The sequence below is a fragment of the Microbacterium sp. genome (assembly GCF_043427715.1).
Classification (GTDB): domain Bacteria; phylum Actinomycetota; class Actinomycetes; order Actinomycetales; family Microbacteriaceae; genus Microbacterium.
Genome location: NZ_JBHWTD010000065.1, coordinates 1 through 15,033, shown reverse-complemented (window position 1 = coordinate 15,033; position 15,033 = coordinate 1). Strand labels below are relative to the sequence as shown.

The window sequence follows — 15,033 nt, the reverse complement described above, 5'->3', positions numbered from 1 at the left end:
TGGGGGATGCTCGGAGGATGCCCGAGCCCGTCCGTCCGCTGCTGTCGATGTGGTGGGCGATTCCGGTCGCGGTCGCCGGCGGAGCCGTGCTCGATCTCGCCTTCCCCGACGTCGGCCTCTGGCCGCTGGCGTTCGTCGGCGTCGCCCTGTCGCTTCTCACCCTCATCGGCCGGTCGATCGGGGGATCGATGCTCGTGGGGGCCGCCTTCGCGGCATCCTTCTACCTGCTCCACATCGAGTGGATCACCCGCTACCTCGGTCCCGTGCCGTGGTTCGCCCTCGCCGGTGTCGAGACCGTGCTGAGTGCGGTCGCCGCGGCGTTCCTCACGCTCGCGTATCGCTGGCTGCCGCAGCTGCTCCCGGGTGCCTGGGGACGGGTGCTGGCCCTTCCGGCGCTGGTCGCGGCCGCCTGGACCGCGCGGGAGCAGTTTCTCGGCTCGTGGCCGTACACGGGCTTTCCCTGGGGGCGCCTCGGGATGAGCCAGTCGGAGAGCCCGCTGGCGGAGCTCAGCTCGTGGCTGGGGGTCAGTGGACTCTCCTTCGCGATGGTGTTCGTGACCGCCGCGGGCATTGAGGCCGTCCGGATGCGGGTGTGGCTGCACTCGACGCTCGCCCTCCCCGCCGTCATCGGTGCGCTGGTGCTCGTGCTGATCCCGCAGTTCCCGACGGTGGATGCCGGGTCGATGCGCGTCGGAGCGGTGCAGGGCAACGGACCCTCGGGCTACTTCGACGAACGCGAGCCCTACGCCGTCTTCCAGGCGCAGCTCGACGGCACCGCGCCGCTGATCGGCGAGGATCTCGACGTGCTGCTGTGGCCTGAGGGCGGCATCGATGCCGACCCGATCGGCAATCGCTCGGTCGGACGCGCGCTCGATGATCTGTCGGAGGAGCTGGACGCGCCCCTCATCGTGAACGGTGCGACGGAGCGGGGCGAGCACATCTACAACACGTCGCTGCTGTGGCGCGCCGGGGCCGACGGACCGCTCGCCATCCACGACAAGGCGAACCCCGTGCCGATGGGGGAGTACGTCCCCGACCGGTGGTTCTTCGAGGCGCTCGCGCCCGACCTCATCGGGCGCATCCAGCGCGAGTACACCCCCGGCACGAACGCCCCGTTCTTCGACGTCGACGGCGTCGGCGTCGGTCTCGCGATCTGCTTCGACGTCATCTACGACGACGTGATCTGGGACGGCGCGAACGAGGGCGCCCAGGTGTACATGTTCCAGACCAACAACGCGGACTTCCGTGGCACCGACGAGAACCTCCAGCAGCTCGGCTTCGCACGGATGCGTGCCATCGAGACCGGGAGGTCGGTCGTCAACATCTCGACGGTGGGCACCAGTCAGGTGATCGCGCCCGACGGCTCCGTGATCGACGCGCTGGCGGCGGACACGAGCGGTGCGCTCCTCGTCGACGTGCCGTTGCGCTCAGGCCTCACCGCCGGCGTCGTCCTCGGCCCGGCCGTGCAGTGGCTCCTGGGCTGGCTCGCCCTGCCGACCCTGGCGCTGTGCGGCATCCTCGTGCGGGCCAGACGGCACACGAAAGCGGCGCCGCCCGCGAAGGACGGCGCCGCTCAGGTGTGAAGGGTCAGGCGCTCAGGCGCTCGCCACGACGTTCCCGAAGAAGCGCGAGGCGCTCCTCGAGGAGCTCTTCGAGCTCGGGGACGGTGCGGCGCTCGAGCAGCATGTCCCAGTGGGTACGGGCGGCCTTGTCGCCGGAGTGGTCGACCTCGGCGACGGTGTCGCCGATACGACGAAGCGCTTCGGCGCCGCACGTGCGGCACTCCCAGGCCTCGGGGACCTCGGCATCGGCCGCGAAGGTCATGACCGTGTCACGCTCGCACTGCGTGCAGACGTACGTGTGGTTGGTGCGCTCTACGAATACGACGCCCTCTTCGCTCTGTAGGCTCGAAGCGCCGAGACGCATGCCGCGAAGGCTGCGATCTGCCATTGTGTGGTCCTCTCGTCAACCTTCAGGTATAACGAACTCACCTGTGGAGTTCATCCGAACGTCGACCTTCGGGCCGGTGTTCACAGCCGATGTCCAGACCCCCGGGTTATTGCGCTCCGGTCATGACTTCCCGGCCGCCACGCGCATCCCGGTGTGGGCGTCGTCGGTGACGATCCCGTCGACTCCCATGTCGAGGAGATAACGCATGCGCGCCGGGTCGTTGATCGTCCAGACGTGGACCTCCACGCCCGCGTCGTGGGCCGCGCGCAGCAGACGCGGGGTCACGATCCGAATGCCGCGATGACGTTCCGGAACCTGCAGCGCATCGACGCCGGAGAGCGCCGTCGACGCGAAGCGCGGCACCCCCACACGGGCCGCCGCGACGATGCGCGTCATCGTGCCGGTGCCGGCAGAGGTGGCGGGCTCGCCGCCCCGCGTGCGGGCCGCTTCGAGCGCCGCCCGTCGACGGTCATCCGAGAAGCTCGTGAGAAGGACCCGGTCCGCGTGCTTGGCGACGATGCGGCCGACCTGCTCCGCGGCGCCCGCGGCCTTCACGTCCAGGTTGAAGCGGGCGTCGGGGAATGCGCTCAGCACCTCGGAGAGAACGGCGAGGCCGCCGCGCGTGGACATGACCGTCGAGAGCTCGCGAGCGGTGACGTCGGCCACCGGGCGCGGATCACTCGCCACGCGCTTCAGGTCGTCGTCGTGGAAGAGCACGACGACGCCGTCCGACGTGAGATGGCAGTCCGACTCGAGGTACACCGTGCCGGTGCCGCGTGCCGCGGCGAGGGCGGCGACGGAGTTCTCCGCGACACCCTCGGCATCCGCCGGGACGAAGCCCCGGTGGGCGAGGATCCGAGGCCGTTCCTGCCCCGCGAACCACGGGTGGGGGCAGACCCTCGTCGGCTCCGCCATCGTCACTCCCTCCGGACACCGTCCTCGGCACTGTACCAACCACCCACCCCCTCCTCGGACGCCGCCGTTGGTAGGGTCGGAAGGTCGGGGCGCAAGCTCCTGAACGCCGCCTCACACCTCCAGGAGCACAGATGTCGCAGCCCCTTCCGTCCGGTTCGCTTTCGGGGAAGACCGCTCTGGTCACGGGATCGTCTCGGGGAATCGGGGCCGACACGGCGCGCTATCTCGCGCAGGCCGGGGCGAACGTCATCATCAACTTCCGCAACAAGGCGCCCCGTGCCGAGAAGCTCGCCACGGAGCTCCGTGAGCTCGGCGTGGAGGTGCTCACCGTAGGCGCGGACCTCACCGACGCGGCATCCGTCACGGCCATGTTCACCGCGGTGGAGGAGCGCTTCGGCGGCCTCGACATCCTCGTGCTGAACGCCTCCGGCGGCATGGAGGGCGGCATGGCGGCCGACTACGCCCTCACCCTCAACCGCGACGCCCAGGTACGCGTGCTGGAGACGGCCATGCCGCTGCTTCCGCGCGGCGGGCGTGTCGTCTTCGTCACGAGCCACCAGGCGCACTTCATCGAGACCACCCCCACGATGCCCGAGTACGAGCCGGTCGCCCGCTCGAAGCGTGCCGGAGAGGACGCACTGCGCGAACGGATCCCGGCACTGACCGAGGCCGGCGTCGACTTCGTCGTCGTGTCGGGCGACATGATCGAGGGCACCATCACCGCGACGCTGCTCGAGCGCGCCAACCCCGGCGCGATCCAGGCACGCCGTGAGAGCGCCGGAAAGCTCTACAACGTGTCGGAGTTCGCCGCGGAGGTCGCCCTCGCCGTCGTCGACCCGGTTCCCGCAGACAACACGCGCCTGATCGGCGACATCAGCTCGTTCGAGGCCTGAGCATGCGTCCCCACGACATCCAGACCCTCGTCACCGTCGGGCGGCCCACGCTGGATCCTTCAGGCACCACCGCCGTCTTCGCGACCTCCCGCCCCGATGTCACCGCGAACCGCAACGTCGGGCAGCTGTGGCGCACGACTCTTGCCGACGGCGCGTCACGCCGGCTCACGCAGGGGGTCGCCGACTCATCGCCCGCGTTCTCGCCGGACGGGACCGCCATCGCGTTCCTCCGCGCCGATGCGAAGAGCAAGCCCCAGATCCACGTGATGCCGGCCGACGGCGGCGAACCGGTCCCCGCGACCGACGCACCCGGCGGCGTCTCCGCGTTCGCCTGGTCGCCCGACGGCACGCGGCTGGCCTATCTCTCCCGCGTCGTCGAAGAGGGCCGGTACGGCAGCGTCGAAGGGCTGGATGCCGCGGCCGAGTCGCCACGTCACATCACCGGCATCCGCTGGCACGCGAACGGGCTCGGCTACACCGCAGACCGCCCGGCGCACCTGTTCGTGATCGATGCCCCGGATGCCGCGGGCGAACCGCTCTACGCGCCGGCCCCGGCCGTGGGGATCCGTCCCGACGCACGCCTGGTTCGGAGCGACGCCGTCCAGCTCACCGACGGGGCCGCATCGCACAGCGGGGTCGTGTTCACCCCCGACGGCCGCGAGGTGCTCACCGTTCCCGACCAGATCGAGCTCGATGCGCGTGACCTGTCCTCCCGCGTCATCGCTGTCTCGGTCGACGGCGGCGCCGTCCGAGACGTGCTCTCGACCGACGAGCGGCTCTCCGTTTCCGACCTGACGGTCGCGCCCGACGGCACCGTCGCGGTTCTTGCCTCCTCGGTGGGGGAGAGCGGCACTGACTTCGTCGCCCCCGGCGTCGCCTTGTGGATCGTCGACGGCGGCAGCGCCCGCCCGCTCACCGACCCCGAGACGGTCGACCTCGGCGAGGTCGGGTCGCATGTCACCGCGGTGGGTGACGCATTCCTGGTCCATGTCCGGACGCGCGGCCGCGTCCATCTCGCCCGGGTCACCCTAGACAGCCGACTCGAGGTCGTCCTCGGCGGCGATGCAGAGGTCTCCGGACACGCCGCGGCCGGCGACGTCATCGTCGCCTCCGTCGCGCGCAGCGGCTCGCTCGGCGAATTGGAACTCGTCGGTGTTGGCGCGGTCACGGATTTCGGCGCCGCGGCTCGTGCCTTGGGCGTCGTGACGCCCGAGGAGCTTGATGTCGTCGGGCGGGACGGCTATCCCGTCCACGGCTGGCTCGCCTCACCCGCGGGTGAGGGACCGCACCCGGTCATCCTGATGATCCACGGCGGCCCGTATGCCCAGTACGGCATACACCTGTTCGATGAGGTGCAGACCCTCGTTTCCGCCGGGTACGCCGTCGCGTACTGCAACCCAAGAGGGAGCGCCGGCTACGGGCGTGCCCACGGACGCAGCATCCGCCACCAAATGGGGACGCTGGACATGAACGACGTCCTCGATTTCCTCGACGGCGCCATCGCACACGATGACCGGCTGGACGGGTCGCGCGTGGGGATCATGGGCGGCTCTTACGGCGGGTACCTGACCGCGTGGACGATCGCGCACGACAGCCGCTTCGCCGCGGCGATCGTCGAGCGCGGCTTCCTCGACCCGATCTCGTTCGCCGGGACCAGCGACATCGGATCCTTCTTCGGCATCGAATACGTGGGGGAGGACCCGGCCCAGGTTGCCGCGCAGAGCCCCATGGCGGTCGTCGACCGTGTGCGGACGCCCACCTTCGTCGTGCACTCCGAGCTCGATTTCCGGTGCCCGCTCGAGCAGGCGACGAGGTACTACTCGGCGCTGAAGCGACAGGGCACTCCCGCCGAGATGCTGATCTTCCCGGGGGAGGACCACGAGCTCACCCGGTCAGGTCAGCCGCGGCACCGCCTCGAGCGTCTGGACGCCGTGCTCGACTGGTGGGCTCGCCACCTTCCCGTCGCACGCTGACGCTCCGCCGCGTCAGCCCGTCGGCCCCAGTAGGAGGACGATGAGAAACAGCACCGGGATGCAGGCGATCGTCGTCAGGAAGACGGTGTCGCGGGCGATCACCTCGGCGGTGCGGTACCGCTGCGCATAGTTGAAGACGTTCTGAGCGGTCGGCAGCGCCGCGAGCACGGTGACGACGAGGACGTCCTCGGCGGGAAGGCCGAAGGCGAAGCGCGCCACGACCCACGCGACGATCGGCATCGCGATCAGCTTCAATCCGCTCGCGAGGAGGATGTCGCGGCGCCGGGCGGACTGTCCGAGCACCCTCGTGCCGTGCAACGAGATGCCGTAGCTGATCAGGAGGACCGGCACTGCGGCATCCGCGATCAGGTGCATCGGATCCGTGACGATCGGCGGCAGCTCCAGACCGACGGCCGCGACCAGCGTGCCGAGGGCGGACCCGATGACGATCGGGTTGCTCAGTGTGCGCGTGAGGATCGGCCACGGGCGGCGAGTGGTGCCGCTCGCGATCCCCTCGAAGATCGCCATCGTGACGGGGGTGAGGATGAGCAGTTGAAAGAGGATCACCGGTGCGGGGAACGCCGCACTACCGAGCACGTACAGCGACAGCGGGATGCCGATGTTGTTCGAGTTCACCTGACCGGCCGCGAGCGCGCCGATGAGCGTCTCGCCGGCACCACGGCGCCAGATCATGCGGGCGATCGGCACATACACCGCGAACATGGCGAGGGCCGCAATCGCCGAGACCGGCAGCAGCGCCGAGAACAGGGTCCCGATGTCCGCCTCGGACAGGACGACGAAGAGCAGGAACGGGCTGAGGACGAAGAAGGTGAGCCGGCCCAAAACCTGCCCGCCGCCGGGGCCGAGGAGATCGATCCGCCCGATGATCCAGCCGATGGCGATCGCAACACCGATCACGACGAAACCGGTGAGCACATCCAACACGCCCCCGAGCCTAGGGCCCGCCGCATCCTTGCCGACATCGTGCGCATAGGCTATCGTTTTTCGATAGATTTAGATCGAAAGGCATTCTCATGAGCAGGTTGACGATCGGCGCGGTGAAAGCCGTCCTCATTCTGGCCGTCGCGGGGGGAGTGGTGGTCCAGACGGCGGTCATCCCGACCGTGTGGGCCGACCTGCGTGAGGTGTCGCCGGCAGTCCGCCTGACGGTGGTCGTGGCCTGTGTGGGCTGGATCGCGTGCATGCAGCTGGTCGCCGCGTGCGTGTGGCGGCTGCTGACGATGGTGTCTGCAGGCTCTGTCTTCTCCGCACGGGCGTTCCGTCCCGTCGACGTGATCATCGGAGCCGCCCTCGTGGCATCCGTCCTGACCGCGGTCCTCGCGACACTGCTGGTACCTGGCGACGCTGCGCCGGGACTCGTCGGGATCGTGTACGGGCTCGCGCTCGCGATCGCCGGCGTCGCACTGATCATCGTCGTCATGCGGGCCCTGCTTCGTCAGGCGATCGAGATGCGCTCTGAGCTGGCTGAGGTCGTCTGATGCCCATCGTGGTGGACATCGACGTGATGCTCGCGCGCCGGAAGATGTCGGTCAGTGCACTGGCGGAGCGTGTCGGCATCACTCCGGCGAATCTCGCGGTCCTCAAGAACGGTCGCGCGAAGGCGGTGAGGTTCACCACCCTGGAGGCCCTCTGCGAAGCGCTGGAGTGCCAGCCCGCCGACCTCCTTCGATGGGAACGCCCGTGACACCGTCGCTCGGACGTCCCTCGTCGATCTCGTCGGCAGCGTCGTAGGGGAGGATGGAACGATGAGCTCACCCGCACACCAGCGCCGCCGGCGGCGAATCCTGTCGTGGATCCCGATCGGCATCGTGGGGCTGATCTGTGTGGGGTTCATCGTCGCTGCGAACCTGATCCAGGGCTCCTGGTGGGCCGACGACGAGCCGATCGCGTCGGCCGACCAGACGTCACCGCGCGGGATGTCGATGTTCACGCAGACAGGCGTCGACTACCTGACCCGGGACGGCTTCGTGAAGATCGAGGTGCGTGACGGATCGGAGCCGGCTGACGCACTCGGGCTCCCTGAAGACGGAACGAGACGCATCGAGCCGATCGTGCCGGTTCAGGCGATCCTGCTCGGCGTCGACGGCGTCATCGACATCGACCTCGTGCGGTCGATCACCCTGGAGACGAGCGACGGCCGGCTCAGCGCCGTGGAGATCTCCACCGACAACGACGGCACCTGGACCGGATCCTTCGCCGAGGTCATCGACGTGGCATCCGAGTGGGGATTCAGCGCGGAAGAGCTCGAGAGTCTGCGAAGCGACATGGAGCGCCCGTCGGACGACACCGGACTTCAGCAGGCGGCGCTGAGCGAACGCGAGTACAACGGCGCACGGGTCACCGCCGCGATCACCGTCCACGGTGACGAGGGATTCGTCACGGCGACCTTCACGATCCGCCCACTGTGATGAGCATGGACCCCTTCTCACTTCCGCTCCTGCGAAAAGCTCCGATAATGCACATTATGTCAGCTCGACTTCATCGGCGGCGTTCTCCCCTGCCGAAGTGCCCGTTGCCACCGTATGTGTCATTTGCGCCAGGAGACATGACAATCCCCCGAACCTTGCCAGCGCACTTGACAACGGCAAGCACTTCCTCCGGGCACCCATAAGGGCCATACTCGTCGCATCGAGGTGGTTCGATGCGACAAGTTTTCAATGTGACACATGCGCCGCAACCGCTCCACGCAGGTCAAGAAGTCGATTCGAAGTTTGAGGAAGCAGGTGAAGGAGCACAAAGTGAAGCTCCGCGCCTACAAGAACCCGCTCGTTTCCGAGCTCGCCGATGCGGGAATTCCCGTGACGGTGTCGTGCCGGGTCCTCAAGCTCGCCCGCCAGCCCTACTACCGGTGGAGAGGCGACCCGATTCGGGACGCGGACGTGCTCCGCGCGTATCGGATCAACGCGCTCCACGACGCGCACCACGACGACCCGACGTTCGGCTACCGATACCTCGCCGACGAAGCCAGGCGGGCGGGGTGGCGGATGAGCCGGCGGACGGCGTGGAAGCTGTGCTCGCAGGCCGGGATCCTCTCCTCCGCGCAACGCCGCCGGCGCGGGAAGGGCAAGAAGGCTGGCCCGCCCGTGTTCGACGACCACGTCCAGCGGGTGTTCCGCGCTGACGCGCCGAACCGGCTCTGGCTCACGGATATCACGGAGCATTGGACGAGCGAGGGCAAGCTCTATTGCTGCGCGATCAAGGACGTGTTCTCCAACCGAATCGTCGGCTATTCGATCTCGGACCGGATGACCGCGAAGCTCGCCGTCGACGCCGTCCGAAACGCCGTCGCGCGCCGCGGTGAGGTCGCCGGATGCATCCTGCATGCCGATAGGGGTAGCCAGTTCCGCAGCCGGGCGATGGCCCGCGAGCTGCGCCGTCACGACATGGTCGGATCGATGGGCCGCGTCGGCGCCGCCGGGGACAACGCGGCCATGGAGAGCTTCTGGTCGCTTCTTCAAACGAACGTGCTCAACCAGCAGCGCTGGGACACACGGCAGGAGCTGCGACTCGCGATCGTCGTCTGGATCGAGCGAAAGTACCACCGCCAGCGCGCCCAGGACACCCTAGGCGGCTTGACGCCCATCGAGTTCGAAGCGAAGCTAGCCGAGCCGCTCACACTCGCGGCCTAAACCACACCTGTCACCATTTCGTTCCTCACGCCCCTGCCGGTGCGGACTGATGAGAGGCCTGGTTGGTATAGTTTCCCCGCCATGGTCGGGATGCCGTTGACACCTGCGTCAGCAGCGACATCGTCCGCCTGGCCGATAACGAAACTCATTACGGCCATATTTATCGCCGTGTTTCTCCTAACCGGCGTTCTGGCGATATCCCACGTTGACAACGCTGACGGTTCTGCCGGCACCTTGGTATCGATAGCTGATTCGGTCTCGTCTGCTCCTGATGATCAGGCGGTGTCCTCGACCACCGCTGAAGTCGTGGCGGCGACGGTGGGAGGCTGCATCTTCGGTGTCGTCTGCTGTTTGATCGCGGTCGCGTGGCTGCGTCGAACGTTGTCGCTTGTTGACCGGCGGCGCCCGTTTCCGTCACTACGACGCGTGTTTAGCGTGTTGAAGCCACGCGCCGAGCGGGTTCCACACCCGTCGACGGCGCTGCTTTGCGTCGCGCGAATTCGAGCGTGGCTGCAGCCGCGTAGCCGGCGAACGTCCGGGCTCGCTGGGCGAGACCCATCGCACGGACGGTATGCGCCTCCTCGAGGGGGCTGTCGACCCTTTCGGCGCTGCCCGCGGCTCACCATCGCGCCGTGCGCTCATCTGGCTGCGCGCATGCACGGCACATCATCATCACCGCGAGAGGAATGGACTCATGGGGTCAGACCACAGCCATGGAACTGCTGAGGGGACGCCACGGAGGCGTCTACTGATCGCGTTCGCGATCACAACGTCGGTGTTCGTGATCGAGGTGGTGGGGTCGATCATCACGGGCAGCCTGGCTCTGCTTATCGACGCGGCGCACATGCTGACCGACGTGATCGGTCTGGGATTGGCTGTCACCGCTGCGCACCTGATGAACCGCGCGCCAACCGACCGCCATACCTGGGGCCTCCGCCGGGCTGAAATTCTTGGGGCCCTGACCCAGGCAGCTTTGCTCCTCGGGGTGGGGCTGTTCGCGCTGGTGGAAGGAATTCGCAGACTTTTCGAGCCGCCCGAGATCTCTTCGGGAGCGTTGCTGTTCTTCGGTGTTGTCGGCCTCGTGGCCAACGTCGCGTCGCTGCTGGTGTTACTGAGTGGCCGCAAGAAGAACCTCAACATGCGGGCGGCGTTCCTTGAGGTTCTCAACGACGCGTTGGGGTCGGTTGGTGTGATTGCTAGTGCGATCGCGATCACCGCATTCGGGTGGTATCAGGCCGACGCGGTGGCAGGCATCTTGATCGCGCTGCTGATTGTGCCTCGGACACTGATCCTGCTCCGCACTGCCGGCAGCGTTCTCTTGGAGTCGACGCCTCCCGGGTTGGACCTGACGGAAGTGAGACGGCACCTTCTGGAGCTACCGCAGGTGGTCGCTGTCCACGATCTGCACGCATCCCAAGTGTCAACCGATCTGCCTACGCTCACGGCCCACGTGGTCGTCAACAACGGCCTCAGTGGCGAGGAGTCCGCGCGTTTGCTGCGGTCGTTGCAAACGTGTGTGAGCGACCACTTCCCGATCAGCATCGAGCACTCGACCTTCCAAATCGAACCGCAGTCCCACGTTGGAGAGCACAGCACCCATGCCTGAGAGGTACCCCCACTGGCTCACCCCCGCCGTGTTCGTTTTGGCGGTCGCGGTCTCGTCCGCCCCGATAACTGCCGCTGCGGCCGCGGATGGTTCGGAGTTTCTCAGTGCGTCGCCGTCGGCGACCGCGACACCAACCGCGGCGGCCGACGCTGAGCCGACCCCGAGCACACCCCCCGCCCCGGCTCCCGCTGAGGACACCCACAACGAGCCCAGTACAACCGGACAGGTGCTGCCGTTGGTGGGCCTGGTCAGCGGTGTCGCGCTCCTTGGTGGGTGCTTGATCGTTGTGCTGATGATGGGCCGGGAACGGCGCCGTCGGGATCGTGCCGAGCTGCAGCAGCGAGCGGAGCGATCACGTGCGCGCTGAAAGGCTGCGGCATGTTGCTCTCGCGTTCACGACCGCCGGGGTGACTGTCCTCATCGACCAAGCAACCAAGGCGAACGCTCTTAGCGCTCTGAGCCCGACCCAGCGCGTTCCTCTCCTCGGAGACCTGCTCGGCCTGCAACTGGCATTCAACCCCGGCGCTCTCCTATCACTCGGATCAGACGTGACGTGGTTGCTGACGCTGCTTGGTGTCGTCGCGACGGCAGCGCTGGCCATCGCAGCAGTGCGATCCCGAACCCCCGGCTGGGCACTCGGGATCGGGCTCGTCCTTGGCGGAGCGGTCGGCAACCTGATCGACCGATTGTTCTTCTATCCCGCCTTTGGCCGCGGTTACGTCATCGACTTCCTGGCCTACGGAGATCTCTTCATAGGCAACCTTGCCGACATCGCGCTCGGCGCCGGCGGCGCCGTTCTCCTCTTCACCCTGTGGCGGCAGCGGCAACGTCGCCGACCATCCTCGCCGCCCGAAGACGAACTCCGTACCTCGACAGTGAACGAGCAAGAGGCATGATCAAAAAGCAGCGCACTCCCTCCACCTATCAGCGCAACGCGCTGGCGCCCGCCCTCATCGCCGCCGCGGTGCTGTTTCTTGCTCCGGCATTGATGGGAAGCGACTGGTTCGTCATCATTCGTTTCGTGGTCGCCATCCTCGCGGCCATCGCGGCATGGTTCGCGTTCCAGGCTCGACAATGGTGGTGGATCCCCATACTCGCGGCGATCGTCGTGCTCTGGAACCCGATCTTCCCGTTCCCCTTCACCGGGCCGGTATGGTCCGCCGCGCAACCGACAGCAGCGGTCGCGTTCCTCATCGCGGGTTCGCTGATCAAAGTCCGTCGCCCGTGAAAAGCCCCACCCACCCGGCGCGCGCCGGTACCGCACACCCTGACGAACCGTCTCGCGGCCACGTCGAACGGGGGAGATGCGCGCGACTGTGGGCGTGGATGTTGGAGTCTCCGTGATGGGCGAGTGGATCCCCGACGCTCCGCCGTCCCTTCTGGCGTTCCTCACACCCCACCCGCAGCCGTTCCCACTGCTGCCGGTGCTTGCCGCCGCACTTGCGGGCGCGTACCTAGCCGGAGCGATCCGGCTTTGGCGGCAAGGAAGACGATGGTCGGTCGCAAGGACCGCGTCGTTCCTGTCGGGATGTGTGATCCTCGCTGTGATTACCGGCCTGGGCGTCGAGAACTACAGCTACGCACTGTTTTCGGTGTTGATGTTTCAGCAGCTGACGCTGATGTTCACCGTCCCTCCGCTGCTCATTCTGGGTTCGCCCGGAACGCTGCTGCTCCGCGCGACACCACACCGCGGCTTGGGTATCCCCGCGCTGCGATTCGCGCACGCGGGTTTACGCAGCAAAGCTGGCCGCCTCGCGCTCAGCCCAGCCTTAGCCGTGCCGTTGCACCTGCTCGCCTTCTACGGGCTGTACCTCGCAAAACTTGCCGACCCGATCCTCACCGTTCCCGGCGGCCACCAGTTGCTCGATGCTGCGTTCCTGAGCATCGGAGTCCTCTTTACCGTGCCAATCCTCTCGGCCGACCCGCTACCCCTGCGAATCTCGCATGCCGGCAAAGCTCTGGATCTGTTCGCGGAAGCGGCGTTACACGCCTTCTTCGGAGTGTTCCTGATGATGAGCACGACGCTCCTAGTCGAACGTTTCGCCGCTCCCACCACCGCATATGGCATCGACCCCCTCGATGACCAATGGCTGGCCGGTGCGCTGGCCTGGTCGTACGGCGAGGGCCCAACCCTTCTCATGCTGATCTATGTCGTGCATCGCTGGTTCCGCCACGACACGCAACGCGCCGTTCAGGCAGACCGGTACGCGGACGCTCACGGACACGCCGACCTGGACGCCTACAACGCCTACCTCACTGCCCTCAGCCAAAAGGACGCCCGATGAACGTGCCCACACCGCGAGATCCCGAACCGCTCCCGGATGTTGAGTGCGGGTGCGCACCATCCGCCACAGAGCTCCGCGCATTCTCGCCCACTATCAGCCGCCGCGGTGTCGTCGGGCTTGCCGCACTGGGCGTAGTGGTCGGGTCTGTCACGCTCGGCGCTGCAAGCCCCGCACTCGCAGCAAAGTACCCGTCATGGGATGACGTGCAACGAGCTCGGAACAATCAGTCCGCAAAGGGCGCCGAGATCACCCGGATCGAGGGCCTCATCCGCTCTCTCGAGAACGACGTTGTCACAAAACAGGCAGATGCGGAACGGCTCGGCCAGGAGTACGTGTTGGCCCTGGAAGCGTACGAAGACGCGGTCGATCGCGCCGAAAGCCTGCAGGCTCAAGCTGACGCGGAGACGCTCCGCGCGCAAGGGGCCGCAGCGAAACTTGGAGACCTTGCCGCGCTGCAGTATCGCAACGGGAAAAGCGACCCCACCCTGGAACTCTTCTTTTCAGACTCCACCGGTGACGCCGACGATCTCCTCGGACAGCTCGGGGCGGTGGACAAGCTCGTCGACGCCAACCGCAATGTGTATGCGGAGGCCGTTGGGGCACGAGATAGCGCCCAAAACCTCACCGACCAGGCCAAGATCGCCCGGGACGAACGCAACAGGTTGAAAACTGACGCGGAGCAACGGATGGAAACAGCCCGTCAGGCAGCACAGGCAGCACAGGCAGCTCTCAACGCGCAGAACGAGCATCGGCTGACCTTGGAGGCGCAGCTCGCTGCCCTGCAGGACACCACCGCGACGACCATCGCCGGATACCAGGCCGGAGTCGAGGCGGAACGTAAGCGACGGGAAGCAGCACGACGGAAGGCCCGGGAGGAAGCCGCCCGCCGCGCCCGCGAAGAAGAAGAACGCCGACTCAAAGAGGAAGAGAGACGCCGCCAACAAACAGCGGCCGGCGGAAACAGCGGGTCCGGGAACCCTTCCACCGGGAGCAGTAATGATGGCAGCTCCGCAGGCGGCCAACCAAACTCCTCCGGCTGGGTGCGGCCCGCGCACGGCGGGGTAACGTCCCCCTTCGGCTCCCGCGGCACCATCTGCCGAAATGGGTACTGCACCTCCAGCGGCCACCGCGGACTCGACTTTTCCGCCGGCTGCGGCGCACCCCTGTATGCAGCAGCAGCAGGCACAGTGATCTTCGCCGGCTGGAGCGGGTCGTGGGGAAACTACGTCAAAATCCAGCATCGTGACGGCACCGTCACCGCCTACGCACACATCCTCAACGGTGGATACAACGTCAGTTACGGACAAAGCGTGCGCGCCGGTCAGGTGATCGCCTACGCCGGCACCACCGGTGCCTCGACGGGATGTCACCTTCATTTCGAGGTGTACATCGGGGGAGTGCGAGTCGACCCCGCCGCCTTTCTCCGGGCTCGCGGAGTCGGTCTCTGATGCCTCACCTCCGCACACACAGCCCCGCGGAAGCGACGCCTCGCAACGCCGTTCTCCGCGCCAGCTACCGCACCGATCCGGTGACGGTAGGCGGGACGTTCACCCTCAACGGCCCGCGGCAGTCGCGTGATGGTGCCACGCGCCTGCCGGTTCGGGCAGGCCAGCCTCCCAGCGGGTGGCGTCCCCTGGGGTGGTGTAGTTCTCGGTGCTGGGTGTCACGTCGTTGACGTGGTGAGCCATCGTGCGATGGTCAGTGAGAACCGACTAAAGCTACTCACAGAAAGACACGACGCACGATGGCTCTTGACCAGTC

At 67.1% G+C, this 15,033-nt stretch carries 16 protein-coding genes; 12 read left to right on the top strand and 4 right to left on the bottom strand.

Going from position 1 to position 15,033, the window contains the following annotated elements:
- The first annotated feature begins 17 nt into the window (after positions 1-17).
- Positions 18-1,583 (top strand): apolipoprotein N-acyltransferase, encoded by a 1,566-nt coding sequence (gene lnt, locus ACHFGS_RS06545; protein ID WP_394279668.1) that lies wholly within the window; start codon positions 18-20, stop codon positions 1,581-1,583.
- Between the two features lie 4 nt (positions 1,584-1,587).
- Here the strand turns inward: lnt and ACHFGS_RS06540 are convergent, their stop codons facing one another.
- Positions 1,588-1,950, bottom strand: a complete 363-nt coding sequence (locus ACHFGS_RS06540) for an RNA polymerase-binding protein RbpA (RefSeq protein WP_184217566.1) — start codon at positions 1,948-1,950, stop codon at positions 1,588-1,590.
- 120 nt (positions 1,951-2,070) lie between these two features.
- On the bottom strand, positions 2,071-2,865 hold the full coding sequence (locus tag ACHFGS_RS06535) for a glycerophosphodiester phosphodiesterase family protein (protein WP_394279667.1): 795 nt from the start codon (positions 2,863-2,865) through the stop codon (positions 2,071-2,073).
- A gap of 131 nt (positions 2,866-2,996) precedes the next feature.
- Here ACHFGS_RS06535 and ACHFGS_RS06530 point away from each other — a divergent pair, with 131 nt between their 5' ends.
- Positions 2,997-3,758 carry an SDR family oxidoreductase gene (locus ACHFGS_RS06530; protein ID WP_394278144.1) on the top strand — a complete coding sequence of 254 codons (762 nt, stop codon included), beginning with the start codon at positions 2,997-2,999 and terminating at the stop codon, positions 3,756-3,758.
- Between the two features lie 2 nt (positions 3,759-3,760).
- Positions 3,761-5,731 carry a S9 family peptidase gene (locus ACHFGS_RS06525; RefSeq protein ID WP_394289292.1) on the top strand — a complete coding sequence of 657 codons (1,971 nt, stop codon included), beginning with the start codon at positions 3,761-3,763 and terminating at the stop codon, positions 5,729-5,731.
- A 12-nt stretch (positions 5,732-5,743) separates the two neighbouring features.
- Here the strand turns inward: ACHFGS_RS06525 and ACHFGS_RS06520 are convergent, their stop codons facing one another.
- A complete protein-coding gene (locus ACHFGS_RS06520; protein ID WP_394278146.1) occupies positions 5,744-6,676 on the bottom strand; it encodes an AEC family transporter in 933 nt (310 codons plus the stop codon).
- 89 nt (positions 6,677-6,765) lie between these two features.
- On the opposite strand from ACHFGS_RS06520, the gene ACHFGS_RS06515 reads away from it, so the two are divergent.
- From ACHFGS_RS06515 to ACHFGS_RS06475, 9 genes are all read left to right on the top strand, one after another.
- A complete protein-coding gene (locus tag ACHFGS_RS06515) occupies positions 6,766-7,230 on the top strand; it encodes a DUF2975 domain-containing protein (protein WP_394289291.1) in 465 nt (154 codons plus the stop codon).
- On the top strand, positions 7,230-7,436 hold the full coding sequence (locus tag ACHFGS_RS06510) for a helix-turn-helix domain-containing protein (RefSeq protein ID WP_394278148.1): 207 nt from the start codon (positions 7,230-7,232) through the stop codon (positions 7,434-7,436). Before ACHFGS_RS06515 ends, ACHFGS_RS06510 begins: the two co-directional genes overlap by 1 nt.
- A gap of 61 nt (positions 7,437-7,497) precedes the next feature.
- On the top strand, positions 7,498-8,160 hold the full coding sequence (locus ACHFGS_RS06505) for a hypothetical protein (RefSeq protein WP_394278149.1): 663 nt from the start codon (positions 7,498-7,500) through the stop codon (positions 8,158-8,160).
- Positions 8,161-8,418: 258 nt separating this feature from the next.
- Complete coding sequence (locus ACHFGS_RS06500) at positions 8,419-9,381, top strand: IS3 family transposase (RefSeq protein WP_394289290.1); 963 nt, start codon at positions 8,419-8,421, stop codon at positions 9,379-9,381.
- Between the two features lie 694 nt (positions 9,382-10,075).
- Positions 10,076-10,987 carry a cation diffusion facilitator family transporter gene (locus ACHFGS_RS06495; protein ID WP_394278151.1) on the top strand — a complete coding sequence of 304 codons (912 nt, stop codon included), beginning with the start codon at positions 10,076-10,078 and terminating at the stop codon, positions 10,985-10,987.
- A gap of 407 nt (positions 10,988-11,394) precedes the next feature.
- Complete coding sequence (locus ACHFGS_RS06490) at positions 11,395-11,883, top strand: signal peptidase II (RefSeq protein ID WP_394278152.1); 489 nt, start codon at positions 11,395-11,397, stop codon at positions 11,881-11,883.
- Positions 11,880-12,215 carry a DUF6804 family protein gene (locus tag ACHFGS_RS06485; protein WP_394278153.1) on the top strand — a complete coding sequence of 112 codons (336 nt, stop codon included), beginning with the start codon at positions 11,880-11,882 and terminating at the stop codon, positions 12,213-12,215. The genes ACHFGS_RS06490 and ACHFGS_RS06485 overlap by 4 nt, the downstream gene beginning before the upstream one ends.
- Before the next feature lie 115 nt (positions 12,216-12,330).
- Positions 12,331-13,272 (top strand): cytochrome c oxidase assembly protein, encoded by a 942-nt coding sequence (locus ACHFGS_RS06480; RefSeq protein WP_394278156.1) that lies wholly within the window; start codon positions 12,331-12,333, stop codon positions 13,270-13,272.
- Positions 13,269-14,720, top strand: a complete 1,452-nt coding sequence (locus tag ACHFGS_RS06475) for a peptidoglycan DD-metalloendopeptidase family protein (protein WP_394278154.1) — start codon at positions 13,269-13,271, stop codon at positions 14,718-14,720. The genes ACHFGS_RS06480 and ACHFGS_RS06475 overlap by 4 nt, the downstream gene beginning before the upstream one ends.
- 105 nt (positions 14,721-14,825) lie before the next feature.
- On the opposite strand, the gene ACHFGS_RS06470 is transcribed toward ACHFGS_RS06475, so the two are convergent.
- On the bottom strand, positions 14,826-14,960 hold the full coding sequence (locus tag ACHFGS_RS06470; protein WP_394278155.1) for a hypothetical protein: 135 nt from the start codon (positions 14,958-14,960) through the stop codon (positions 14,826-14,828).
- Between the last annotated feature and the right edge of the window lie 73 nt (positions 14,961-15,033).